We start from the raw sequence: 19,411 nt of genomic DNA, 5'->3' as shown, positions 1-19,411 counted from the left end.
GCTTTCGCCCTTTTTTATCTCCCCTATTTTTATATTTTTTATTTGGAGTTTTAATGAGAAAAAAGAGCTTTTTATCTTACGAAGCTAAACTTATCATTGCTATTGTAGCTATTTTATTACTTGTATTTTTACCTATTCCTTTACTGGATAATGTTTTAGGATTTAAAAATAGTTTAGTTTTATTTTATGAAGAAAATTTAGCTCACTATCCAATTTGGCTTCAAGTTGTGCCTTTTGTTTTACCTATTATTTTAATAGTTGCAATAAAACTTATTAGAAAAAATAGATCAAAATATGTGGAAGATAATTTCTATAATATCAAGTGGACTTGGACTTGGCACAAAAATGATATTGCTAATTTAGAGTGTTTTTGCCCTACTTGTGGGGAAAGTTTGTATTATGATGATACAACATCAAAGTTTACTTTAGAAGTTAGTAAGATAGATTTTATTTGTGATAAGTGCCAGAAAGTAATGGGTTCAATAGCAAATGAAAACAACAAACTAAACTCTTCTCAACTTGTAAAAAAAGAGATACAAAGATTAATTTATAGAAAACTAGCAGAAGATAAAAACCTTACAAATTGAAATAAAATCAAAACTTATTAAAAAAAAACTCTATACTTACACAAATTTAAAAAAGGTATTAAATGAAAATTTGTGGTATAGAGCTAAAAGCTAATAATATTATCCTATCAGTTATTGAAAATAAACAGTTCCAAGATATAAAAACAAAAAAACTAACACTTGAAGATGACGAAAAGCAAGAAGATATAAGAAAGTTTTGTAATGAGTTTTTACTATTTTTAGAGCAAGAGAATATAGAAAAAATAGTTATTAAAAAAAGAGCAAAAAAAGGTAACTTTGCAGGTGGTGCGGTTACTTTTAAATTAGAAGGTTTAATCCAACTAAATCCTCTTTGTGAAGTTGAACTTATATCTGCTCAATCAATTTCATCTTTTGAAAAGAAAAATGAAATAGAATATCCAAGCTCTTTAAAAAAATATCAAGAACAAGCATATTTATGTGCTTTATATGCAAGTTAAACTAGTTTAAAAATAAGTAAACTACTTGCCATAATAAACATTCCAAAAACTAAACCAGCAATAGTAGTGTGAGCATTTCCATATACTCTAGCTGCTGGTAATAATTCATCAAATGATATATATATCATTATTCCTGCTACTACTGCAAAAGTAATCCCAAGTGTTGCATCGCCCATAAGAGGTAATAATAAAAAATATCCTAAAACAGCACCAACAGGTTCAGCAAGTCCTGAAAGAGTTGCATACCAAAAAGCTTTTTTTCTCTCTCCCGTTGCATGATAAATAGGTAAACTAACAGCCATACCCTCTGGAATATTATGTATTGCAATAGCTAAAGCAATAGTTACTCCTAAAGTTAAACTATCAAGTGCAGAGATAAATGTAGCAAAACCTTCTGGAAAGTTGTGAATACCTATAGCTAAAGCCGTAAAAAGCCCTGTTCTTTTTAAAGCATTTGTATTTAGCATCTTATGGTCAGTTTTTAACTCTTTTAATTCTTGGTTAGATTTTGGTTCATGGGGGTTTACATCTTCAGGGATTAGTTTATCAATTATTGCACTTAAGGCAATTCCTAAAAAGAAGAAAACTAAAGTTAGTAATTCAGCATATGTAGCGTTTGAAAGAACTTGAGTAAATGAATCTTGAGCTTTCTTTAGGATTTCCATAAAAGATACATATATCATAACACCAGCAGAAAATCCCATACCAAGAGAAAGAATAGTATAGTTTTTCTCTTTTGAGAAAAATGCAAGGACTGCTCCTATACTAGTAGACAGTCCTGCAAATAGTGTTAATGAAAATGCAATTAAGTAATCCGTAAACTCAAGATTTTCCATTTTTAGTCTTTAAAAAGTTGTACTATTGAACAAAAATCCTCTTCCCCTCTTCCATCTTTTTTCATTTTTCCAAATAGTTCTTTTGGAACAGCTGCTGTATATAAAGGTTGATTCATACTATAAGCTAAATCTTGTAAAGTATGTAAATCTTTATAAATTGCATTATTTGAAAAATGAGGAGAGTAATCCTCTTCTAATAGTTTTTGTGTTTTTGCTTTAAGTACTAGTGATTGTCCACCACCTACTCCTAATATTTCAAGTAACTTATCTCTTGATATATCACAAGCGTCTCCTAAAGCACTACATTCTGCAATTGTAGCCATAAATGACCCTAGACATAGATTATTGATTAGTTTCATCTTAGAAGCCTTCCCTGGCTCTTTTAAATAGAATATTTCTTTACCAATTTTCTCTAAAAGTGCTTTACAAGATTCATATGTCTCTTTTTTACCTGAAGTAACAATTGTTACTAGTCCTTGTAATGCAGGAGCAACACTACCAAAAATAGGTGATTCTAAATACTCACCACCTTTTTCATCAATTACTTTATGGAAATTTAGAACTTGTTCAAAATGATTTGTTGTTAAATCAATGATTGTTTTACCTTCTAAGTCAGCCTCTAAAAGTCCATTTTCCATATTGAAAATATTTTCTACTGCATCTGATTCAAAAAGACATAAAATTACAATATCGCATTTTTCTATTAAGTCTTTTGGTGACTTTGCAATTTTATATCCTAAATCTTCTACTTTTGAACGTGTTCTGTTGTAAACTACCAGCTCTTCATTCATGTCTGTTAATCTTTTAGCAACAGCAGTTCCAAGGTTTCCTAATCCTATAAATCCTAAGGCCATAAAAACTCCTCTTTTTTAGATGATTATAATAAAAAAAATTAAAAACTATCTATAATTATGAAGCTAGCTATAAATAAAAGAATCAGCCCACATATTTTTTCTACTTTATTTGAGTATTTTTCAAGAAAGGATTTACTTTTTTTGCTAGTAACCAAGTAGACTATAAAAATATCCCAAAGTAGTACAGCTACAAACATCCAAAGAGCATAAAAAGTTTGAACAAACAGTGGTGTAATACTATTTATAGAAATAGAAAACATTGTAAAATAAAAAATTGAGTTTTTTGGGTTTAAAATAGCTGATAAAAAGCCCATAGAAAAGTATTTGATTAGATTTTTTTGTTTTTTACTTTTTATCTCTTCTTTTGAAAAAAGTTCTCTTTTTTTTGTTCTTAAAAGCATAAAAGCTATATAAATTAAATACAAAGAACCAAGTAGTTTTATCACTAAAAAAATATTTTCATTCTCTTTGATTAAAGAGATTCCTAAAAGTGCTAAAAGTATATATACTAAGTTGGCAATTGCAATTCCAAATGAAGTTACAATCCCTGAGAGCTTTCCATATTTTGAAGAGTTTGAAAGAATGATAAAAAAATCAACACCAGGACTTAATAGAGCAACAAAATGTGCAAGGGCCAAAGTTATAAAGCCACTTAAATATATTTCCATTTACTTCCTTTTTTGCAATTATAAAAAGAAGTTAGAAATAAATCTTGTATAAAATTGAGTTAAATAAAGTTTTTTCTATATTCGTGTGGTGTAGTTGCAACTATATTAAAAAAGTTTCTATGAAAGTGGCTTTGGTCAACAAACCCACACTCCAATGCAGTATCTACAATAGTAACACCCTTTTTTAATAGCTCTTTAGAGTAATTGATTTTGATATTTAAAAGATATTTGTGGGGAGTCATATTCATATTTGCTTTAAAAAGTCTAATTATATAAAAAGGGTTTAGACTAAATTTTTTTCCTAACTCTTCTAAGGATATATTCTCTTTGAAATTCTTTTTTAAATAGTCACATATTAGGTCAAAGTTTTTATCTTCTATTTTTTCTTTGTTATAAGAGATATCATTTTCAAACAGTTTTGTAAAAACTTCTATTAACTCGTTTTCTTTTTCTTGAACTGTTATCTTTGAAAAAAGTAGTTCGCACAAATTTTTAAACTCTTTATAAAAAGAAGTGCTATTTAATAAAGACTTGGGATAGTTTTGAAAAGAAGTTATTTGTTCAGAGATAGTTTTTTGTATCTCATAACACCATTTTTTATCTAAATAGAGCATATAGTACTCATGATTTTGTTTTGATAAGGCATTACAAGAGTGGATTTCATTTGGATTTACAATAGCAATAAGACCTTTTTCAAAATCATATTTCTTTTCTTTATTTGTATAAATACTTTTTCCTTTGATATTTATACCTATTGAAAAGCTTTCATGTATATGTTCTTTGTAATGATTGCCACTATTTGAGTGACGTAATTCTAAAAATGGTAGTTTATCATCAATAAAAATTTTTGTGAATTTTTTTTCTTCTTTTATCTTTTTGCCTTTTATTTAGTAAGCTAGTTATATCAAAATAATATTTAGAAAAAAAGTAAGTATTTTTATAAAAAATAAAATTGATTATTTTTTATACTTTTTACTCCTTGTAATCATTTTGTAATCGTAATATATTATATTAATTTTCCAAAAAATCACTAAAAAATATATAAAAATAGCATAAACGTAGCATTTTATGGGCTATTTGGCTATTTTTTATAACACTAGTTTTTATTTTTAATTTTTTCTTAAAATTACATTAATATAATCTTTAATATTACTTAAAAAGGATAAAGCATGAGTTTATTACGAAGACCTTTAGAAGAACAACTAGAGTTGGCAAATAGTACCTCTTGTGAAGACTTATTATGGGAACTACATAGATCTCCATATATGAATGTTAGAAGAGCAGTTGCTAGAAATAGTCATATAAATTCTAAAATTGCAGATAGACTTATAGCTGATCCTGTTTTAAATGTTAGCTATATGGCAAAACTTAGTTCAAAAGCAAGCACTGATAGAGAGTTTAAAACAACACTAACTAAATGTGTTTTATGTGAGAAAAGCGAACTAAATCTTAATTGTACTGAGTGTGACAATTTTTGCAATAAAATGTATGAAAGTAACTAAAAGAGTGCTTTTTTACTTACATTGATTACAATTTAGATATATATTTAAAAAAAAACTTAAAAAGTGACCTATCTTTAAAATAGCTTTAAAAATAAGAGTACTATAATTATTTATATTTTTTAAAAGGCTAAAAGATGGGAGCACTTCAAAAACCAGTAGAAGAACAGATTGAACTTGCAATAAATTGTGATGATTTTAATACTTTATGGGAACTACATAGATCTCCATATATGAATGTTAGAAGAGCAGTTGCTAGAAATAGTCATATTGATTCTAAAATTGCAGATAATTTAATAGCTGACCCAGTTTTAAATGTTAGCTATATGGCAAAACTTAGTTCAAAAGCAAGTACAAATAGAGAGTTTAAAGCAGCACTTACTGATTGTGTAGTTTGCGAAAAATGTGAGCTTGGTATTGACTGTTTAGAGTGTGAACGAGAAAAAAACAAAATGCTAAACTACTGATTTTTTAATTGTTAAATATATACCTATAAGTATTAAAGCTGTTGATACTAAAAGTGTTATAGTTATTGGTTCATTTAGTAATATAATACTTAAAAATATAGCTACAATAGGAACTATTAGCTGTATTACTCCAGCAGTTAAAATAGAGATATTATCTAAAACCTTATACCAGATTACATATCCTATTGCAGAAGTAATTGCACCAGATAGGAAACTTAAAATAAGACCATCTATATTTATCTCTATATTTATTGGAAAAACTAACAGATAAATAAGTAAAAAAGGAATGGTTTTTAGGAAGTTTTCATTTGTATCCTTTAAAGCATTTTCTGATTTTTTTCCTAAAATTGTATAAACTCCCCAACTAATACCTGCAAGGCTTATTAGAATAAATCCTTCCATAGAAATAGTAAAATTATCCCTTGGATAAAAAAGATATAGAAGTCCTAATAAAGCAGTTAGTATTCCAAAAGTTTGTTTGAAACAGATTTTTTCTTTATTCATAACTGCATAAAAGGTTATTGTTAGTTGAACAAAAGCAAAAAGAATTAGAGTCCCAAGTCCTGCATCAAGGTTTATATAGGCATATGAAAAGGTAATTGCATATAAAAAAAGAAAAAAGGCACTAGTCCAGTTTTTATTTAGAGTTATATCAATAGCTCTTTCTTTTAGGGACACTATAAAAAATAGAGTCAATGCTGCAAAAACAAGTCTTAAAAAGGTAAAAGAGTAAGCATCAGCATAGTGATTTACAATTGCAAGCTTACACAAAATAGAGTTTGAAGCTAAAAAGACTAGTGCTATGATATTAAGTAATATGATACTTGGGGTTTTTGTTAAATCTTTACTCATAATTAATACTTAAATGTTGGATTGTTTTTAAAAAATAGTTCAGTTGAACCGTTTTGCTCACCTCTTTTTATAAGTAAGGATCTTGTGATTCTAAACCCATGATTTAGTGCAGTAGCAATAGAACCACCTGTATTAAAGGCAACATCTCCTGCTACATACATACAAGGAAGATTGGTTTCATTATATTCATCATAAATAGGTTTGCCTTCTTCATCCATCTCTATGCCTACTTTTTTCAAGAAATCAACAGGAGCAGTACCACCAATAGCATAAATGACTCTATCATAAATAGTATGGTAACCATCATTGAAGTTTACCTTTACGCTACCATCATCATTTTCAATTGATTCAATATCTGTATTTAGCCTAAGTCTTAGCTTTTCTTGACCATTGTATTTAAATAAAGTCTCTTCATTTTCTGGATTTAGTCTTGTAAACTTCTCTTTTCTATAAACTAATGTAACTGTGTTACCTTCTTCAGATAAACTACAAGCATACTCTACAGCAGAGTTTCCACCACCTACTACAAGTAGTTTTTCATTTTTGCTACATTTATCTAGATTGAAATTTACATACTCTTTTAGGGAAAAAGGAATTTTGTATTCTGGTTTATTGGGTTTACCCATCTTACCAATAGTTACTACAACACATTTTGCTATAAAAACTTTTGTTGAAGTTTGTATAGTAAAAGTGTTAGTATTTTCATCTTTAGTTATATTTTCTACTTCTGTATTAAAAGCAGTATCAATTTTATCTTCATCAAGTAGTTGATCAAAAAAGTCTAAAGTAGTCTCTTTCGTTCCATCCATAAAAGGAATACTTCCTTCTATATCAACAACTTGACCCTTCCAGTTTCTATCAACTCTTTTGTTTTTCTTGTAAAATCTTCTTATGGTGCTTGAATGATTATCTGCTTTATCTAAAAGTAAAATATTTTCTATACCATGAACAGCAGCTTCTACTGCTGTACCTATTCCACCTGGACCACCACCTACAATAGCTACTTCATATATTTTTTCCATAAGTAAACCTTTGATGTGAAATAAATAATATATATCTTAACATAACTTATACTATTAGTGTACAATTTTGACATCTTTTATATAAAAAAATTTGTAAGTATAGTTTGGATAAAATATCTTTTAATATAAAAAAATTTAAAAGGTATATTTAATGAAATATGGTGAAAAAGAGATTGTAGAATTTGACATTAACAATGAAGAGCATTATTGGCCAAATAAAAACAAAAAAAACTATATCATTGATATTGAACTTCCAGAGTTCATGGCAAAATGTCCAAGAAGTGGATATCCTGATTTTGCAACAATCAAACTTCAATATACTCCAAATGAAAAAGTTATTGAGTTAAAAGCATTAAAACTTTATATCAACTCTTTCATGCTTAGAGAAGTGTCTCATGAAAACTCTGCAAATGAGATTTTTGATACTCTATATGAAAAGTTACAGCCAAGATGGATGAAAGTTATTGCAGACTTTAAACCAAGAGGTAATGTTCACACTGTTATTGAAATTGATAGTGACAAAATGTAAGGAAAAATTCTTTGGAGAGATTAGTTACAACAGCTCAAGCTGCACAAATACTTGGACTATCACTTCAAGGAGTTCATTATAGAATTAAGAAAAATCAACTTAAATCTATAAAAAAGTCTGGTAAAACATATGTTTATATTCCTGAGCATATTCAAGACCAGACTAGTTATGAAGAACCAAAAGTAGAATTGAAACAAGAGACTTTTAATGGCTATGAAGAAGTTATTAAAGTAAAAGATGAGCAAATTGACCTTCTAAAAAAGTCAGTTAAATGGATGAAAAAACAGTACTCATCTGAAATATATAGACTAGAAAAAAATCAAAAAAGAATTATCACAGTATTTAATAGAGAAATTGAGCTTTTACAAAGTGCATTTAATGAGATGCGTTCTATCTACAAGCAACCTCAGATTGAAACGGTTCAGCAAACACAAAATAATGAGGAAGAAAAAGAGAGATTTATCTCTTTATTAGAGTTTACTCTATATTTAAAAAAGCACAATAAAAGCGAAAAAGATATAAAACTTATAATTTTAAAAGCTATACAACAAAAAGATTCAAGATTTATTTATAATCGAAAAGATAAAAAACTGTTGATTTTAAATGAAGATTTTTCTGATTTGATTTAAAAAAGAAGTGCTAAAAAGCACTCTTCTCCAGATACCCAAACACACCATAGATAAAGGTGCCTTGCTGTGTTCCCACCCTGGGGCATTGTCTTTAAAAACGATTGTAAAGGTCTAAAGAAGAGCATCAAAAGTACCTAGATACTCTTTGTGCTCATCTTTGAAGAATGCAATTATATCTTTACAAAACTTAAAACTTCTGTAAATATTTAAGTTACTAGGAAAGTTTCTAGGAGTATAATTCCGCTTTTAAAAATTATGTGAAAGAGAATTGAGTTGACAAAAGATTTTAATTTAGTTGGATTAGTATCCATCATCTTCGCCATGTTTATTTGGGGAAGTTCATTTATTGCACTAAAAGCAGCAATGGTAGATTTAGGTGAATATACTGTTATTTTTATAAGAATGGCTGCTGCATCATTGTGTTTTATATTTTTTATAAAAAGGTTTTTAAAATACGATTTTACAAAACGTGATATTCAATTAATCCTATTACTTGGATTTTTTGAGCCATGTTTATATTTTGTATTTGAAGCAAAGGCTTTATTATATACCTCTGCTTCACAAGCAGGAATGATTACATCGCTTATGCCTTTAATGACAGCTATGGCAGCAGGTTACTTCTTAAAAGAGATTATCTCTAGGCAGTTGTTATTTGGTTCGGTTGTAGCTATGATAGGTGTTGTTTGGTTAAGTGTTCAAGCAACTACAACTGAGTCTGCACCAAATCCTATGCTTGGAAACTTTTTAGAGTTTTGTGCAATGGCTTGTGCTACAGGTTATACTTTGGTTGCAAGGTATTTAAGTGAGAAGTTCTCTGCACTGTTTATAACAGCAATTCAAGCATTTATTGGTTTTGTATTTTTCTTACCATTTTTTATTTTTGAGCTAAGTACAAAAGAGATGACTTTCTCTGTTGAAGCTGTTTCTTGGTCTATTTATTTAGGTATAGTGGTTACCTTATTAGGATATGGACTTTTTAACTTTGCTTTAACTAAAATAGAAGCGTCAAGAGCTGCAATGTTTGTAAATTTAATACCAATTTTTACGCTTATTTTGGCTTTTTTAATTTTAGGAGAGAAGTTAACAACTACAGAGTTAGTAGCAAGTGCTACAATTTTATTTGGAGTTATAATTTCACAAATCACAGTAAAAAGATTTAAAAGAAGAAAAATTTGATTTATCTAACACTATTTATTTCAGCCTTTATTTCAGCAACTTTATTTCCTTTAGGAAGTGAGGCTTTGTTGGTTTATAATATCAATGAAGGCTATAATTTAGTGTATCTTCTAGCTTTTGCAACTGTAGGAAATGTTCTTGGGTCTTTACTTAACTATTTTATAGGATTAAAAGGCGAAGAGTATTTAGAAAAGAAATCATATTTAAAAGAAGAGAAAATAAAGAGGTATAAAGAGTTTTTTGATAAATATGGAGCTTACTCTTTACTTCTTTCTTGGGCACCTATTATTGGTGACCCTTTGACTTTAATAGCAGGTGTTTTTAAATATGATTTAAAAAAGTTTTTATTCTTAGTTTTTATTGCTAAGTTCTTTAGATATCTATTTTTAGCAATAGCAACTTTGTATTTTGTTAGTTAGTTTTTTCTATTGTTAGAAAAAAATTCTTTAGAAAGCTTCTAATTTCCTCTATAGAGGTTGTTTCTTTCTCATTTAATAGTGAGATATGGAAAAAGCCTATAAATGAGTTTAATAAGCCTCTAGTTAAGTTTCTAGCCTCTTTTATAAAGAGTTCTTGTTTAATGCCCTCTTCTACAAGAGAATTTATAACTTCAAGGTGTTCTTCATATATCTTTTTTAAAAAGTTTTTAAAAGTCTCCTCTTCTTCATAGTGGCTAAGTCCTGCAAAAATATTTAAAATAGTTCTATAGTTTTTAAACTCTTTTGTATAAACCATTGTAAAAAAACACTCAAACTTATCTTTTAAATTCTCTTTTTGTTTTACTTCTTTTTCGGTTTTCTCTTTCCATTGCTCATAAAGACCTTCTGTTAACTCTAAAATAATATCTTCTTTATTTTTGAAGTATTCATATAAAGTTCCTTTAGCAATATTTGATTGTTTTGCTAAAGAAGTTACAGTAAGGTTTTGATAGTTTGTATTTAAAAAGGCATCAAGGCACGACAGTGCCATGCACCGTCGTTTTTCTTGTTTTTCTTCTTTTGTCATTTATGACTCTTCACTCTTTTTTTAGATAGCTTTGAAATAAGAATAAAGAACAGAGGAATAAATACAATTGCAATAAATGTTGCAGCTAACATTCCCCCAATAACTCCTGTACCAATAGAGTGTTTACTAGCAGCCCCTGCTCCATTACTAATAGCTAATGGTAAAACACCTACTGTAAAGGCTAAAGAAGTCATAATAATTGGTCTTAATCTTACTTTTGCAGCTTCTAAAGCAGCATCAATTAAGTTGAAACCTTCTTTTTGTTTTTGAATAGCAAACTCTACAATTAAGATGGCATTTTTAGCTGCAAGACCTGCAAGAACTAAAAGTCCAATCTGGAAGTAGATATTGTTATCAAGTGCTCTTAAATTTGTTGCTAAAATTGCCCCAAATACTGCAAATGGAACAGCTAAAACAACTGAAATAGGTAGTAACCATCTTTCATATAAAGCACATAAAATTAAGAATAAGAAAACAAGTCCAAATACAAATGCCATAGCAGAACTTCCACCTACTTGTTTCTCTTGATAAGCTGAACCTGTCCAACTAATAGTATATCCTGATGGTAATACTTCATTTGCCACTTCTTCAATAGCTTTTAATGCATCCCCAGAACTATATCCAGCTGCTGGTTGTCCTGATACTTTTGCTGCTTGGAAAAGGTTAAATCTTTCAACAATATCAGCACCAACTACTTTTTTATAAGAGATAAATGAGTTAATAGGAAGTAGTTCTCCATTATTTGCTCTTACAAAAATCTCTTTAAAGTCTTCAATATTATTTCTATACTCAGAATCAGCTTGTAAATTTACTCTATATGTTCTTCCATAAAGTGAGAAGTCATTTACATAAAAGCTTCCATATGTAGAAGTAATAGTGCTATAAATATCGTTTAGGTTTACACCTTTTGCTTTTGCTTTTTCCACATCTACATCAACTTTATATTGAGGAATTGTTGCAGATAAAGATGTTCTAACACCAATTAACTCGGGTCTAGTTTTTGCTTTTTCAAGTATTTGATTAACTACTTTTCCTAAATCTTCAACACTACCACCAGTTCTATCTTGAACATACATATCAAATCCACCAGTAATACTCATCCCCATAATTGGAGGTGGAACAACGGCAAATGAGAAACCTTCACTTGTACCCATAAGTTGTTTAGAGAATTTTCCTAGAAGTGCTTGGGCACCCTGCTCTTCATTTGGTCTTTCACTCCAGTCTTTTAGTTTAATAATTGTTGCAACTGTATGTGTTCTTTGAGCTGATGTTGTAAAGTCATACCCTGCAAGAGTAATGATATTTGCAACATTCTCATCTTGTGAAACAATTGCATTTGTCTCCTCTGATAACTCTAAAGATTTTGATAAAGAGTAACCAGGAGGGTTAAATCCAAATACAAAAATAGTACCTTGGTCTTCTTGCGGAACAAGTCCAGTTTTCATAGATTTAAACATATCATATGAAACAAAAATAAGACCAGCATAAAGTAAAATAGATATTAAAGAGAATCTAATAGTCTTTTTAACTAAGTATGAATACCCTTCAGTTGCTTTATCAAACATGTTGTTAAACCATTTAAAGAAACCTTTTGGTTCATGTTTTCTATTTTTTAATATCTTTACACATAATGTTGGAGTTAATGTTAAAGCAACAAAACCAGAAATCATTACTGAAATAACAATAGTAATGGCAAACTGTCTATACATCTCTCCACTTAAACCACCCATAAAGGCAACAGGTATAAAGATAGCACCAAGAACTAAAATAATAGCAATTAAGGCTCCTGTAACTTCTTGCATGGCAATAAAGGCAGCTTCTTTAGGGGTTTTACCCTCTTCCATATGCCGTTCAATATTTTCAATTACAATAATGGCATCATCAACAACAATACCAATAGCTAATACAAGTCCAAATAGTGTTAGTAAGTTGATACTAAAACCTAAAACATACATACCAGCAAAAGCACCTACAATTGAAATAGGAACTGCAATAAATGGAATTACTGTAGCTCTCCAGTTTTGTAAGAATAAATACATAATTAAAATAACTAGAATTAAAGCTTCAATAAAAGTTTTTACAACCTCTTCAATAGAAGCAGAAATAAAGTCTGTACTATCGTATGGAATACTATAAGTCATATCTTGTGGGAAGTTCTTTTGAGCTTCTTCTAAAGATCTTTTAATAGCATCTGCTGTTTCAAGTGCATTTGCACCACTTTGTAAGAAAATACCAATAGGAATAGATGCTGCATTGTTTAATCTTGTTTCAACACTATAATCAGCTGCTCCAAGTTCAATAGAAGCTACATCTTTTAGTTTTAAACTACTTCCATCTTCATTTGCTCTAATAACAATATCACCGAATTGATTTGCATTTTCAAATCTTTTTGGAGTTTGAATTGTATATGTATACATCTGTTTATTCGCAATTGGTTCTGCTGCAATTTTACCTGCTGCATATTGGTTATTTTGTTCTTTAATTGCAGCAATTACATCAGTTGTAGCAAGTGAGTATTTAGATAACTTACTTGGGTCCATCCAGATTCTAATAGAGTAATCTTTTGCACCAAAGATGATAGCATCCCCTACTCCATTTACCCTTTTTAATGATTCAACCATATTTAAAAGAGCATAGTTTGATAAGTATACTGAGTCATAAGTATCATTTGGAGATTGAAGCATAATAAACATAAGAATACTTGGACTTCTTTCCCCTACAACAACACCTTGTCTTTGTACTTGTTCTGGCATTTTTGCTAAAGCTGCTTGAACTCTATTGTTTACATCAATCTTTGCAGAGTCTGGGTCAGTTCCAACTTCAAAAAATACATTAATATTTAATCTTCCACTATCTTCTGCAACTGAGTTCATATAAAGCATGTTTTTTGCACCATTGATTTTCTCTTCTAAAGGTGCAGCAACAGTTTTTGCAATAGTATCAGCACTTGCTCCTGGATATGAAGTACTTACAATAATTTGAGGTGGTAAAACTCTTGGGTATTGTTCAATTGGTAGGTTGAACATAGAGATTAATCCAGTAAGGAATATTACAATAGATAACACACCTGCAAATACTGGTTTTTTTATAAAAAATGAAGAAATCATAACTATTTCTCTTTATTTACAATTTGAACTTTTGTATTAGGTCTTAGTTTTGCAAGGTTACTAATTACAATTTGTTCATTTACTTTTAAACCATCTTTTATAACTATTCCTTTTTCAACTAAACTTCCAGTTTTTACAGGTCTAACTTTTGCAATGTTATTTTCATCAAGTACATAAACCATACTTGTTTTTGCAGTTTTTAATACAGCATTTTCAGGAATAATAAAAACCTCACCTAAAGAAAGATTTGTTAGTTCAACTTTTGTAAAGTTACCTACAACAAGCTCATTATTAGGGTTTTTAAACTTAGCTCTTAAAAGTAAAGTATCAGTATTTGAATCAATAGTTGGAGCTATGAAATCTATCTCGCCACTATTATAAGTTTTACCATTAGCAAGTAAGTTAACTTTTACTTTATCAGCTCTAATTTGACCAAGGAAACTATCCATATCATCTTTTGGTAAAGAGAACTCAGCATGAATAGGATTTGTGTTAGTGATAGTTATTAAGTGTGAATTTGCAGCACTTGAACCTACTAAATCCCCAATACTATGTTTTTTAAGACCTACAATTCCATCAATTGGAGCTTTTACATTTGTATAGTTTAAATTAATTTGTGCTTCTTTTAATGCAGCCTTTGAGCTTTCATATTGAAATGTATAGTCATCAAAAGTTTGATTACTAATAGATTTTGATTTAAATAAAGCCTTAGCTCTTTCATAATCTTTTTTTGCTTTTGTAAAGTTTGCTTTTTTCATATTTAGGTTTGCTAAATAGATATCTGGCTCAATTTTATAAAGTAGTGTTCCTTTTTTTACAAAATCACCTTCATTGAAGTACTTCTTTTCTAATGCCCCAGAAACTCTAGCCATAATATCTACTTGCTCATAAGCTTTTAAAATTGTTGGATAAGTTTTATTTGTTGTATTATTCTCTTTATTTACTTTAAAAACTTGAACAGGTAAGGCAGGTTTCTGAGGTGAAGTTTGTTGTTTTGTGTCCTTTGCTTCCCCTTGAAAACATCCTGTAAAACCTACAACAGCAATAGTTGTAAGTAGTAATATTTTTTTACTCGTTGATTTTATCATCTAATATAATCCTTTAAATTTTCTCCACTGTGGTAGATAATATTTGCTTTTTTTATTTCTAAGTCATATTTTGCAAACTCTAATAGACTCATTGCATCGTATTTTTCACTTAAAGCTTCAAGATATGCAACATTTTCAATTAAACCATTTTCATATTTTGATTTAATTACTTCATAAGCACTTGTTGCAGCTTTTAAACTTGCATTTGCTGATTTTACTTTTAGTTTTGCAATATTAAATGCTCTTTGAGCTAATTGTAAATCAGTGTTTGCTCTATTTCTTTCATACTCATATCTTGATTTTAGACTTAAGTATTTTTTGTATTGTGCTTCATATCTATTTTTTGTTTCTCCAAAAGAGAAAAGGTTCCACTTCATATTTACAGAAAATATGTTTTGGTCTTCAATAGATTCATAGGCAGAATTGTCGTAGTTGTAGTCATAGTCTGTATATGTGTTGTCTAAAGTGATAGTAGGAAGGTAACCACTTTTTTCAACTTTTGCATTATCAAACTGTGCTTTTACATCATATTCTAAAGCTTTGATATCTGCTCTTTGAGAGTCTTGTGTCACTTGATAATCTTTTATCATAGAACCTTCTGAGATAGATATCTTTTTCCCAGTTATATACTCAAGGTTAGATAAAATAGTTTGTAAATCAAGTTCAATTGAGTGTAGGTTTACATTTTCACTCTCTACTCTTGAAATGATTTTTTCTACTTCATCTTTCGTTGTACTTCCAACAGCTAAAAACTTAGATAGTCTCTCTTCTTGTGCTTTTAATTGGTCTATTTGCTTTAATTTTGCTTCTTTTTGAGCTAATAAAGCAAGATAGTTAAAGTAATAAGATGAAACATCTAAAGCAATTTGGTTTTTTGATGAATTTAAGCTCTCTTGAGAACTTTTGATGTTACTTCTATATTTGCTAAAAGTATTCGATCTTTTATTTCCATCATATAAAACAAAATTTATGCTTGCTGAACTTCTTATTCCATCATTTGGAACACTTGGTGTTTCTTCATTTGTATTTGAATAAGTGGCACTTACATCTAGTTTTGGGTAGTAAGAACTCTTTACACTTTCGTACTCTTTTTTTATTGAGTCTGTATCATATTCATAAGAGTTGATAAGTTGGTTTTTTAATGATAACTCAACTAACTCATCTAGGTTTTGACCTAATAAAATAAGAGGTAAAAACATTGCTAATATTGATTTTTTCAAATAGCCTCCTTTTATCTTTCCAGAAAGATATCATATAAAAACTTAAAACTATCTTTCTAGAAAGATAAAAGATTTTAATTAACTTTGTGTTAAAATTCTTTCATGGATAAACAATATATAGAAAAATTTTTTGAAAATATGAAGCAAAAAGAGGGTTATGATGTGTTTAATATCTCATTACCTATTACTTTAATTTACAAACACAACTTTAATAAGAATGAGCAAATGTTTAAACAAAAGTATAATTTGATTCATTCAGATGTGGATGTTTTGGCTTCTTTATACTTTAATGGTAAAGAGTTATCACCAACAGAGTTATACTCAGCTATTATCTTTTCTTCAGGAGGAATGACAAAGGTTCTTAAAAAGTTAGAGTCTTTAGGTTATATCTCTAGACAAGCAAACCCAAACGACAAAAGAAGTATGCTTGTTAAATTAGAAGAGAAAGGTGAAAAGGTTTTACTTGATTGTTTAGATGATTTAATAGAGTTAAAAAAAGAGACCTATGAAGCATTAACTGAACAAGATAAAGAGGATTTAAAAAGAATTTTACAGAAAGTTACTCTAAGTCTTTCATAAAATGTATACAAAGTATACTACTAACTTATAATATAAGCAGATTTCTTAAGGAGGCTTTTAAAGAAGTTATAATAAATTTTAATACTAAATTTACTTAGGAATTAAAATGTGCTTTAAAAGAGTTTTTCTATTTTTTTTACTTTTCCTTTCAACTCTTTACGCACAAGCTTTTAATAAAGCAGAAAAACAGTGGATTTCCGAAAATCCAGTTGTCTCAATCTCTATGCTTAATAACTTTGAACCCTTTTCCTATGAGTTAAGAAATAAACATAAGGGTTTTTCTTTAGATGTTTTAAAAATAGTAGAAGAGATAAGTGGTTTAAAATTTAAAGTAGAGACCACTAGATGGTCCGATGCTCTATCTAAGTTCAAAGAAAATAAAGTAGATGTAATAGCTGATATCTCTTTTACAGAAGAAAGAACAAAATACGCAGCATATACAAGTGCTTATTATGAGATACCAACTTTTATTTTTGGACTAAAATCAAATAAAGAATATAAAAATAATGATAGTTTAATAGGTAAAACTATTGCAGTCACAAGAAGTACCTTCTATGTAAAGCAGCTAAAAGAGCTTGGTATGAAGGTTTTAGAATTAGATACAAGTTTTGAAAAAGCTCAAGCTGTAGTTACAGGAAAAGCTGACTATTTCTTAGCTTCATATACAACAGGACAAAAAGCAATAAGTGATAATACTTTTTATACATTACAAGTACTTGGAGAATTTACTGCTATTAAAAAAGAAGACCTGAGATTTGCAACCCATAAAGAGAACTCTATCTTAAGAGATATTCTAGAAAAGTCTTTAAAAAGAATAGAACCAGAGGAGTTTTCTTATTTAGCAAAAAAATGGATAAACAATAACAGATTTGATAGCCAAATAGATTTTACAGAAGAAGAAGTAGCTTTTATAAGAGCTAATCCAATAGTAAAATATAGCGAAGTAAACTGGAAGCCTTTATCAATTATCGAAGATAATAAGATGAAAGGTATTATGGGAGAGTATTTAGATCTTGTTGCGCAAAGAACAGGTTTAAAGTTTGAGTTTGTCCCTTCAAAATCTTGGCCCTATGTTTTAGAACAGTTCAAAGAAGGAAAAATAGATTTAGTTCCTGGAGTTGGTTCAAGTCCCCAAGAAAAACAGCTAGGTCTAATCTCAAATAGATACGCAAAATACCCTTTTGTAATAGTAACCGACGATAGATATACTTATTTAGAGAGTTTAATGGATTTAAAAGATGCCGTAGTTGCAGTTCCTAAATCCTATACAAGTTATAATTTTATAGTAAAAAACTATCCTGAGATGAATCTTCTAATAACAGAAGATATTCCAGAAGCTTTAATTGCTGTAGAAAATGGAAAAGCAGACGCTTTTGTAGGGCATATTGCAACTTCTTTATATTATATTTCTGAACTTCACCTAAAGAATTTAAAGGTTGCAGGAACTACAATCTTTGATATAGAACATCACTATTTAATACAAAAAGATATGCCTGTATTACTTTCAATAATCAATAAAGCCTTTAATTCTATCTCTTTACAAGAGAGAAAAGATATAAATGCAAATTGGATTCAAACAACTGTTGTTGAAAAAAAGATTGATTATAAGTTAGTATTTTTAGTTTTCTTTTCTTTTATAATTATTCTAGCTGTTTTTGTTTATAGGCAAAACATATTAAAAAAATATAATGAAAGACTAAAAGATTCATATGCAGATATAGAAAGTATTATGAATTCAACTATGGAAGCTATTTTAATCACTGAAAATAGAAAGTGTATTGAAGTAAATGATTCTGCTGTTAAGCTATTTGGTTACTCATCAAAAGAAGAGATGATTGGGCAGGATTTATTAAATTTTATTGCAAAAGATTATAGAAAACTTGTAAAAAGTAAAATTACTGCAACTGTAAAAGAGCCATATGAGTTAGAGATTTTAACTGCGAAAGGAAAAAATATCCAAACACTAGGGAAGGGTGCTAACTTAAAGCTTAGTGGTAAAAATGTAAGAATCTCTTCAATCATTGATATTACAGATATAAAGAGTAAAGAAAGACTTTTAATAGAGCAGTCAAAAATGGCAGCTTTAGGTGAGATGATAGGACATATTGCCCATCAATGGAGGCAGCCTTTAAGTGTGATTACTGTTGTTGCTACTAGTTGGGAAGTTTATGATGAATTAGGAACCTTAGATAAGAAAAAAGTTTTAGAAGAGGGGAAACTTATCTTATCAAATGCTAAATATTTATCTCAAACAATTGATGATTTTAGGCAGTTTATAAAAGGTGAAAACTCATCATCTAGATTTAATGTAAAAGATTTAATTGGCAATCTAACAAGGCTTGTAAATCCTTCTATTCAAAATGAACAAATAACTTTAGTTTTAAATAATAGTATAGATAGAGAATTATTAGGTGGACAAAATAATCTTCTTCAAGCTTTAATAAATATTATTAATAATTCTATTGATGCGTTAAAACAACAAAAAAATGAAAAATTTATATTCTTAGATGTAAAAGAAAATGAAGATAAAAAAGTTCAAATAATTATAAAAGATAATGCAGGTGGAATTGATAAAAATATAATAGACAAAATATTTGAACCTTATTTTACAACTAAGCACCAGTCACAAGGTACAGGGCTTGGACTTTATATGACTTATAGTATTATAGAAAAAGCAAATGCTTCAATAAAAGTTGAAAATTGTGATTATATTTATAACAAAAAAAAGTATAAAGGTGTTACGTTTACTATTACATTTCAGTGACAAAAAACTCATTTTTAGTTAACTTACAATCATAATTTGATAGAATTAATCACTTTAAATCAAGGATTGAC

Annotated in this window: 20 protein-coding genes and 1 other RNA gene; 10 read left to right on the top strand and 11 right to left on the bottom strand. The window is 28.8% G+C overall.

The window, feature by feature from the left end:
- Positions 1-53: 53 nt before the first annotated feature.
- Together CRV03_RS05210 and CRV03_RS05205 are read left to right on the top strand one after the other, a co-directional pair.
- Positions 54-587 (top strand): hypothetical protein, encoded by a 534-nt coding sequence (locus CRV03_RS05210; RefSeq protein ID WP_129084090.1) that lies wholly within the window; start codon positions 54-56, stop codon positions 585-587.
- A 62-nt stretch (positions 588-649) separates the two neighbouring features.
- Positions 650-1,045, top strand: coding sequence for a DUF3010 family protein (locus tag CRV03_RS05205; RefSeq protein WP_129084089.1), 396 nt, complete (start codon positions 650-652; stop codon positions 1,043-1,045).
- Here the strand turns inward: CRV03_RS05205 and zupT are convergent.
- From zupT to CRV03_RS05185, 4 genes are read right to left on the bottom strand one after another with little or no spacing between them, the layout of a single operon-like run.
- Positions 1,042-1,881: a zinc transporter ZupT gene (gene zupT / locus CRV03_RS05200; RefSeq protein WP_129084088.1), complete on the bottom strand. Its 840-nt coding sequence runs from the start codon at positions 1,879-1,881 to the stop codon at positions 1,042-1,044. The genes CRV03_RS05205 and zupT overlap by 4 nt on opposite strands.
- Before the next feature lie 2 nt (positions 1,882-1,883).
- On the bottom strand, positions 1,884-2,735 hold the full coding sequence (locus CRV03_RS05195; RefSeq protein WP_129084087.1) for an NAD(P)-dependent oxidoreductase: 852 nt from the start codon (positions 2,733-2,735) through the stop codon (positions 1,884-1,886).
- 38 nt (positions 2,736-2,773) lie between these two features.
- On the bottom strand, positions 2,774-3,403 hold the full coding sequence (locus CRV03_RS05190; RefSeq protein ID WP_129084086.1) for a LysE family translocator: 630 nt from the start codon (positions 3,401-3,403) through the stop codon (positions 2,774-2,776).
- Positions 3,404-3,462: 59 nt separating this feature from the next.
- Positions 3,463-4,242, bottom strand: a complete 780-nt coding sequence (locus CRV03_RS05185) for an AraC family transcriptional regulator (protein ID WP_258239018.1) — start codon at positions 4,240-4,242, stop codon at positions 3,463-3,465.
- A gap of 330 nt (positions 4,243-4,572) precedes the next feature.
- On the opposite strand from CRV03_RS05185, the gene CRV03_RS05180 reads away from it, so the two are divergent.
- Together CRV03_RS05180 and CRV03_RS05175 are read left to right on the top strand one after the other, a co-directional pair.
- Entirely contained in the window at positions 4,573-4,905 is a 333-nt protein-coding gene (locus CRV03_RS05180) for a hypothetical protein (protein WP_129084084.1), read from the top strand.
- 134 nt (positions 4,906-5,039) lie between these two features.
- Positions 5,040-5,369, top strand: a complete 330-nt coding sequence (locus CRV03_RS05175) for a hypothetical protein (RefSeq protein ID WP_129084083.1) — start codon at positions 5,040-5,042, stop codon at positions 5,367-5,369.
- On the opposite strand, the gene CRV03_RS05170 is transcribed toward CRV03_RS05175, so the two are convergent.
- Positions 5,358-6,221 carry a DMT family transporter gene (locus CRV03_RS05170; RefSeq protein ID WP_129084082.1) on the bottom strand — a complete coding sequence of 288 codons (864 nt, stop codon included), beginning with the start codon at positions 6,219-6,221 and terminating at the stop codon, positions 5,358-5,360. The two genes, CRV03_RS05175 and CRV03_RS05170, sit on opposite strands and share 12 nt — an antisense overlap.
- A 2-nt stretch (positions 6,222-6,223) precedes the next feature.
- Positions 6,224-7,243 (bottom strand): NAD(P)-binding domain-containing protein, encoded by a 1,020-nt coding sequence (locus CRV03_RS05165; RefSeq protein WP_129084081.1) that lies wholly within the window; start codon positions 7,241-7,243, stop codon positions 6,224-6,226.
- A 151-nt stretch (positions 7,244-7,394) separates the two neighbouring features.
- On the opposite strand from CRV03_RS05165, the gene queF reads away from it, so the two are divergent.
- Positions 7,395-7,772 carry a preQ(1) synthase gene (gene queF / locus CRV03_RS05160; protein ID WP_129084080.1) on the top strand — a complete coding sequence of 126 codons (378 nt, stop codon included), beginning with the start codon at positions 7,395-7,397 and terminating at the stop codon, positions 7,770-7,772.
- An 11-nt stretch (positions 7,773-7,783) separates the two neighbouring features.
- Complete coding sequence (locus tag CRV03_RS05155; RefSeq protein ID WP_129084079.1) at positions 7,784-8,401, top strand: DNA-binding protein; 618 nt, start codon at positions 7,784-7,786, stop codon at positions 8,399-8,401.
- A 21-nt stretch (positions 8,402-8,422) separates the two neighbouring features.
- Here the strand turns inward: CRV03_RS05155 and ffs are convergent.
- An RNA gene (ffs, locus tag CRV03_RS05150) (signal recognition particle sRNA small type) lies at positions 8,423-8,519 on the bottom strand.
- A 155-nt stretch (positions 8,520-8,674) separates the two neighbouring features.
- Between ffs and CRV03_RS05145 the strand changes: the two genes are divergently transcribed.
- Together CRV03_RS05145 and CRV03_RS05140 are read left to right on the top strand one after the other, a co-directional pair.
- On the top strand, positions 8,675-9,577 hold the full coding sequence (locus CRV03_RS05145; RefSeq protein ID WP_258239012.1) for a DMT family transporter: 903 nt from the start codon (positions 8,675-8,677) through the stop codon (positions 9,575-9,577).
- Positions 9,574-9,996, top strand: coding sequence for a YqaA family protein (locus CRV03_RS05140; protein WP_129084077.1), 423 nt, complete (start codon positions 9,574-9,576; stop codon positions 9,994-9,996). The genes CRV03_RS05145 and CRV03_RS05140 overlap by 4 nt, the downstream gene beginning before the upstream one ends.
- Here the strand turns inward: CRV03_RS05140 and CRV03_RS05135 are convergent.
- The 4 genes from CRV03_RS05135 to CRV03_RS05120 are packed head-to-tail and all read right to left on the bottom strand — an operon-like array spanning position 9,989 to position 15,997.
- Positions 9,989-10,582, bottom strand: a complete 594-nt coding sequence (locus tag CRV03_RS05135) for a TetR/AcrR family transcriptional regulator (protein ID WP_129084076.1) — start codon at positions 10,580-10,582, stop codon at positions 9,989-9,991. The genes CRV03_RS05140 and CRV03_RS05135 overlap by 8 nt on opposite strands.
- Positions 10,579-13,689 carry an efflux RND transporter permease subunit gene (locus tag CRV03_RS05130; protein ID WP_129084075.1) on the bottom strand — a complete coding sequence of 1,037 codons (3,111 nt, stop codon included), beginning with the start codon at positions 13,687-13,689 and terminating at the stop codon, positions 10,579-10,581. Before CRV03_RS05130 ends, CRV03_RS05135 begins: the two co-directional genes overlap by 4 nt.
- A 2-nt stretch (positions 13,690-13,691) precedes the next feature.
- Complete coding sequence (locus CRV03_RS05125) at positions 13,692-14,777, bottom strand: efflux RND transporter periplasmic adaptor subunit (protein WP_129084074.1); 1,086 nt, start codon at positions 14,775-14,777, stop codon at positions 13,692-13,694.
- Positions 14,774-15,997: a TolC family protein gene (locus CRV03_RS05120; protein ID WP_129084073.1), complete on the bottom strand. Its 1,224-nt coding sequence runs from the start codon at positions 15,995-15,997 to the stop codon at positions 14,774-14,776. The genes CRV03_RS05125 and CRV03_RS05120 overlap by 4 nt, the downstream gene beginning before the upstream one ends.
- A gap of 102 nt (positions 15,998-16,099) precedes the next feature.
- Between CRV03_RS05120 and CRV03_RS05115 the strand changes: the two genes are divergently transcribed.
- Both CRV03_RS05115 and CRV03_RS05110 read left to right on the top strand, forming a co-directional pair.
- On the top strand, positions 16,100-16,576 hold the full coding sequence (locus CRV03_RS05115; RefSeq protein WP_129084072.1) for a MarR family winged helix-turn-helix transcriptional regulator: 477 nt from the start codon (positions 16,100-16,102) through the stop codon (positions 16,574-16,576).
- A 106-nt stretch (positions 16,577-16,682) separates the two neighbouring features.
- Complete coding sequence (locus tag CRV03_RS05110) at positions 16,683-19,340, top strand: transporter substrate-binding domain-containing protein (RefSeq protein WP_129084071.1); 2,658 nt, start codon at positions 16,683-16,685, stop codon at positions 19,338-19,340.
- Positions 19,341-19,411: the final 71 nt, after the last annotated feature.

Origin of the sequence: Arcobacter sp. F155 (assembly GCF_004116455.1) — a bacterium.
Taxonomy (GTDB): domain Bacteria; phylum Campylobacterota; class Campylobacteria; order Campylobacterales; family Arcobacteraceae; genus Halarcobacter.
This window is presented reverse-complemented; position numbering and strand designations above follow the sequence as displayed.

Excerpts from the sequence above, each read along its gene's own strand:
- CRV03_RS05195 (WP_129084087.1), bottom strand. The coding sequence starts at position 2,735 with ATGGCCTTAGGATTTATAGGATTAGGAAACCTTGGAACTGCTGTTGCT.
- CRV03_RS05180 (WP_129084084.1), top strand. The coding sequence starts at position 4,573 with ATGAGTTTATTACGAAGACCTTTAGAAGAACAACTAGAGTTGGCAAAT.
- zupT (WP_129084088.1), bottom strand. The coding sequence starts at position 1,881 with ATGGAAAATCTTGAGTTTACGGATTACTTAATTGCATTTTCATTAACA.
- CRV03_RS05115 (WP_129084072.1), top strand. The coding sequence starts at position 16,100 with ATGGATAAACAATATATAGAAAAATTTTTTGAAAATATGAAGCAAAAA.
- CRV03_RS05190 (WP_129084086.1), bottom strand. The coding sequence starts at position 3,403 with ATGGAAATATATTTAAGTGGCTTTATAACTTTGGCCCTTGCACATTTT.
- CRV03_RS05125 (WP_129084074.1), bottom strand. The coding sequence starts at position 14,777 with ATGATAAAATCAACGAGTAAAAAAATATTACTACTTACAACTATTGCT.
- CRV03_RS05175 (WP_129084083.1), top strand. The coding sequence starts at position 5,040 with ATGGGAGCACTTCAAAAACCAGTAGAAGAACAGATTGAACTTGCAATA.
- queF (WP_129084080.1), top strand. The coding sequence starts at position 7,395 with ATGAAATATGGTGAAAAAGAGATTGTAGAATTTGACATTAACAATGAA.
- CRV03_RS05130 (WP_129084075.1), bottom strand. The coding sequence starts at position 13,689 with ATGATTTCTTCATTTTTTATAAAAAAACCAGTATTTGCAGGTGTGTTA.
- CRV03_RS05210 (WP_129084090.1), top strand. The coding sequence starts at position 54 with ATGAGAAAAAAGAGCTTTTTATCTTACGAAGCTAAACTTATCATTGCT.
- CRV03_RS05110 (WP_129084071.1), top strand. The coding sequence starts at position 16,683 with ATGTGCTTTAAAAGAGTTTTTCTATTTTTTTTACTTTTCCTTTCAACT.
- CRV03_RS05135 (WP_129084076.1), bottom strand. The coding sequence starts at position 10,582 with ATGACAAAAGAAGAAAAACAAGAAAAACGACGGTGCATGGCACTGTCG.
- CRV03_RS05205 (WP_129084089.1), top strand. The coding sequence starts at position 650 with ATGAAAATTTGTGGTATAGAGCTAAAAGCTAATAATATTATCCTATCA.
- CRV03_RS05165 (WP_129084081.1), bottom strand. The coding sequence starts at position 7,243 with ATGGAAAAAATATATGAAGTAGCTATTGTAGGTGGTGGTCCAGGTGGA.
- CRV03_RS05170 (WP_129084082.1), bottom strand. The coding sequence starts at position 6,221 with ATGAGTAAAGATTTAACAAAAACCCCAAGTATCATATTACTTAATATC.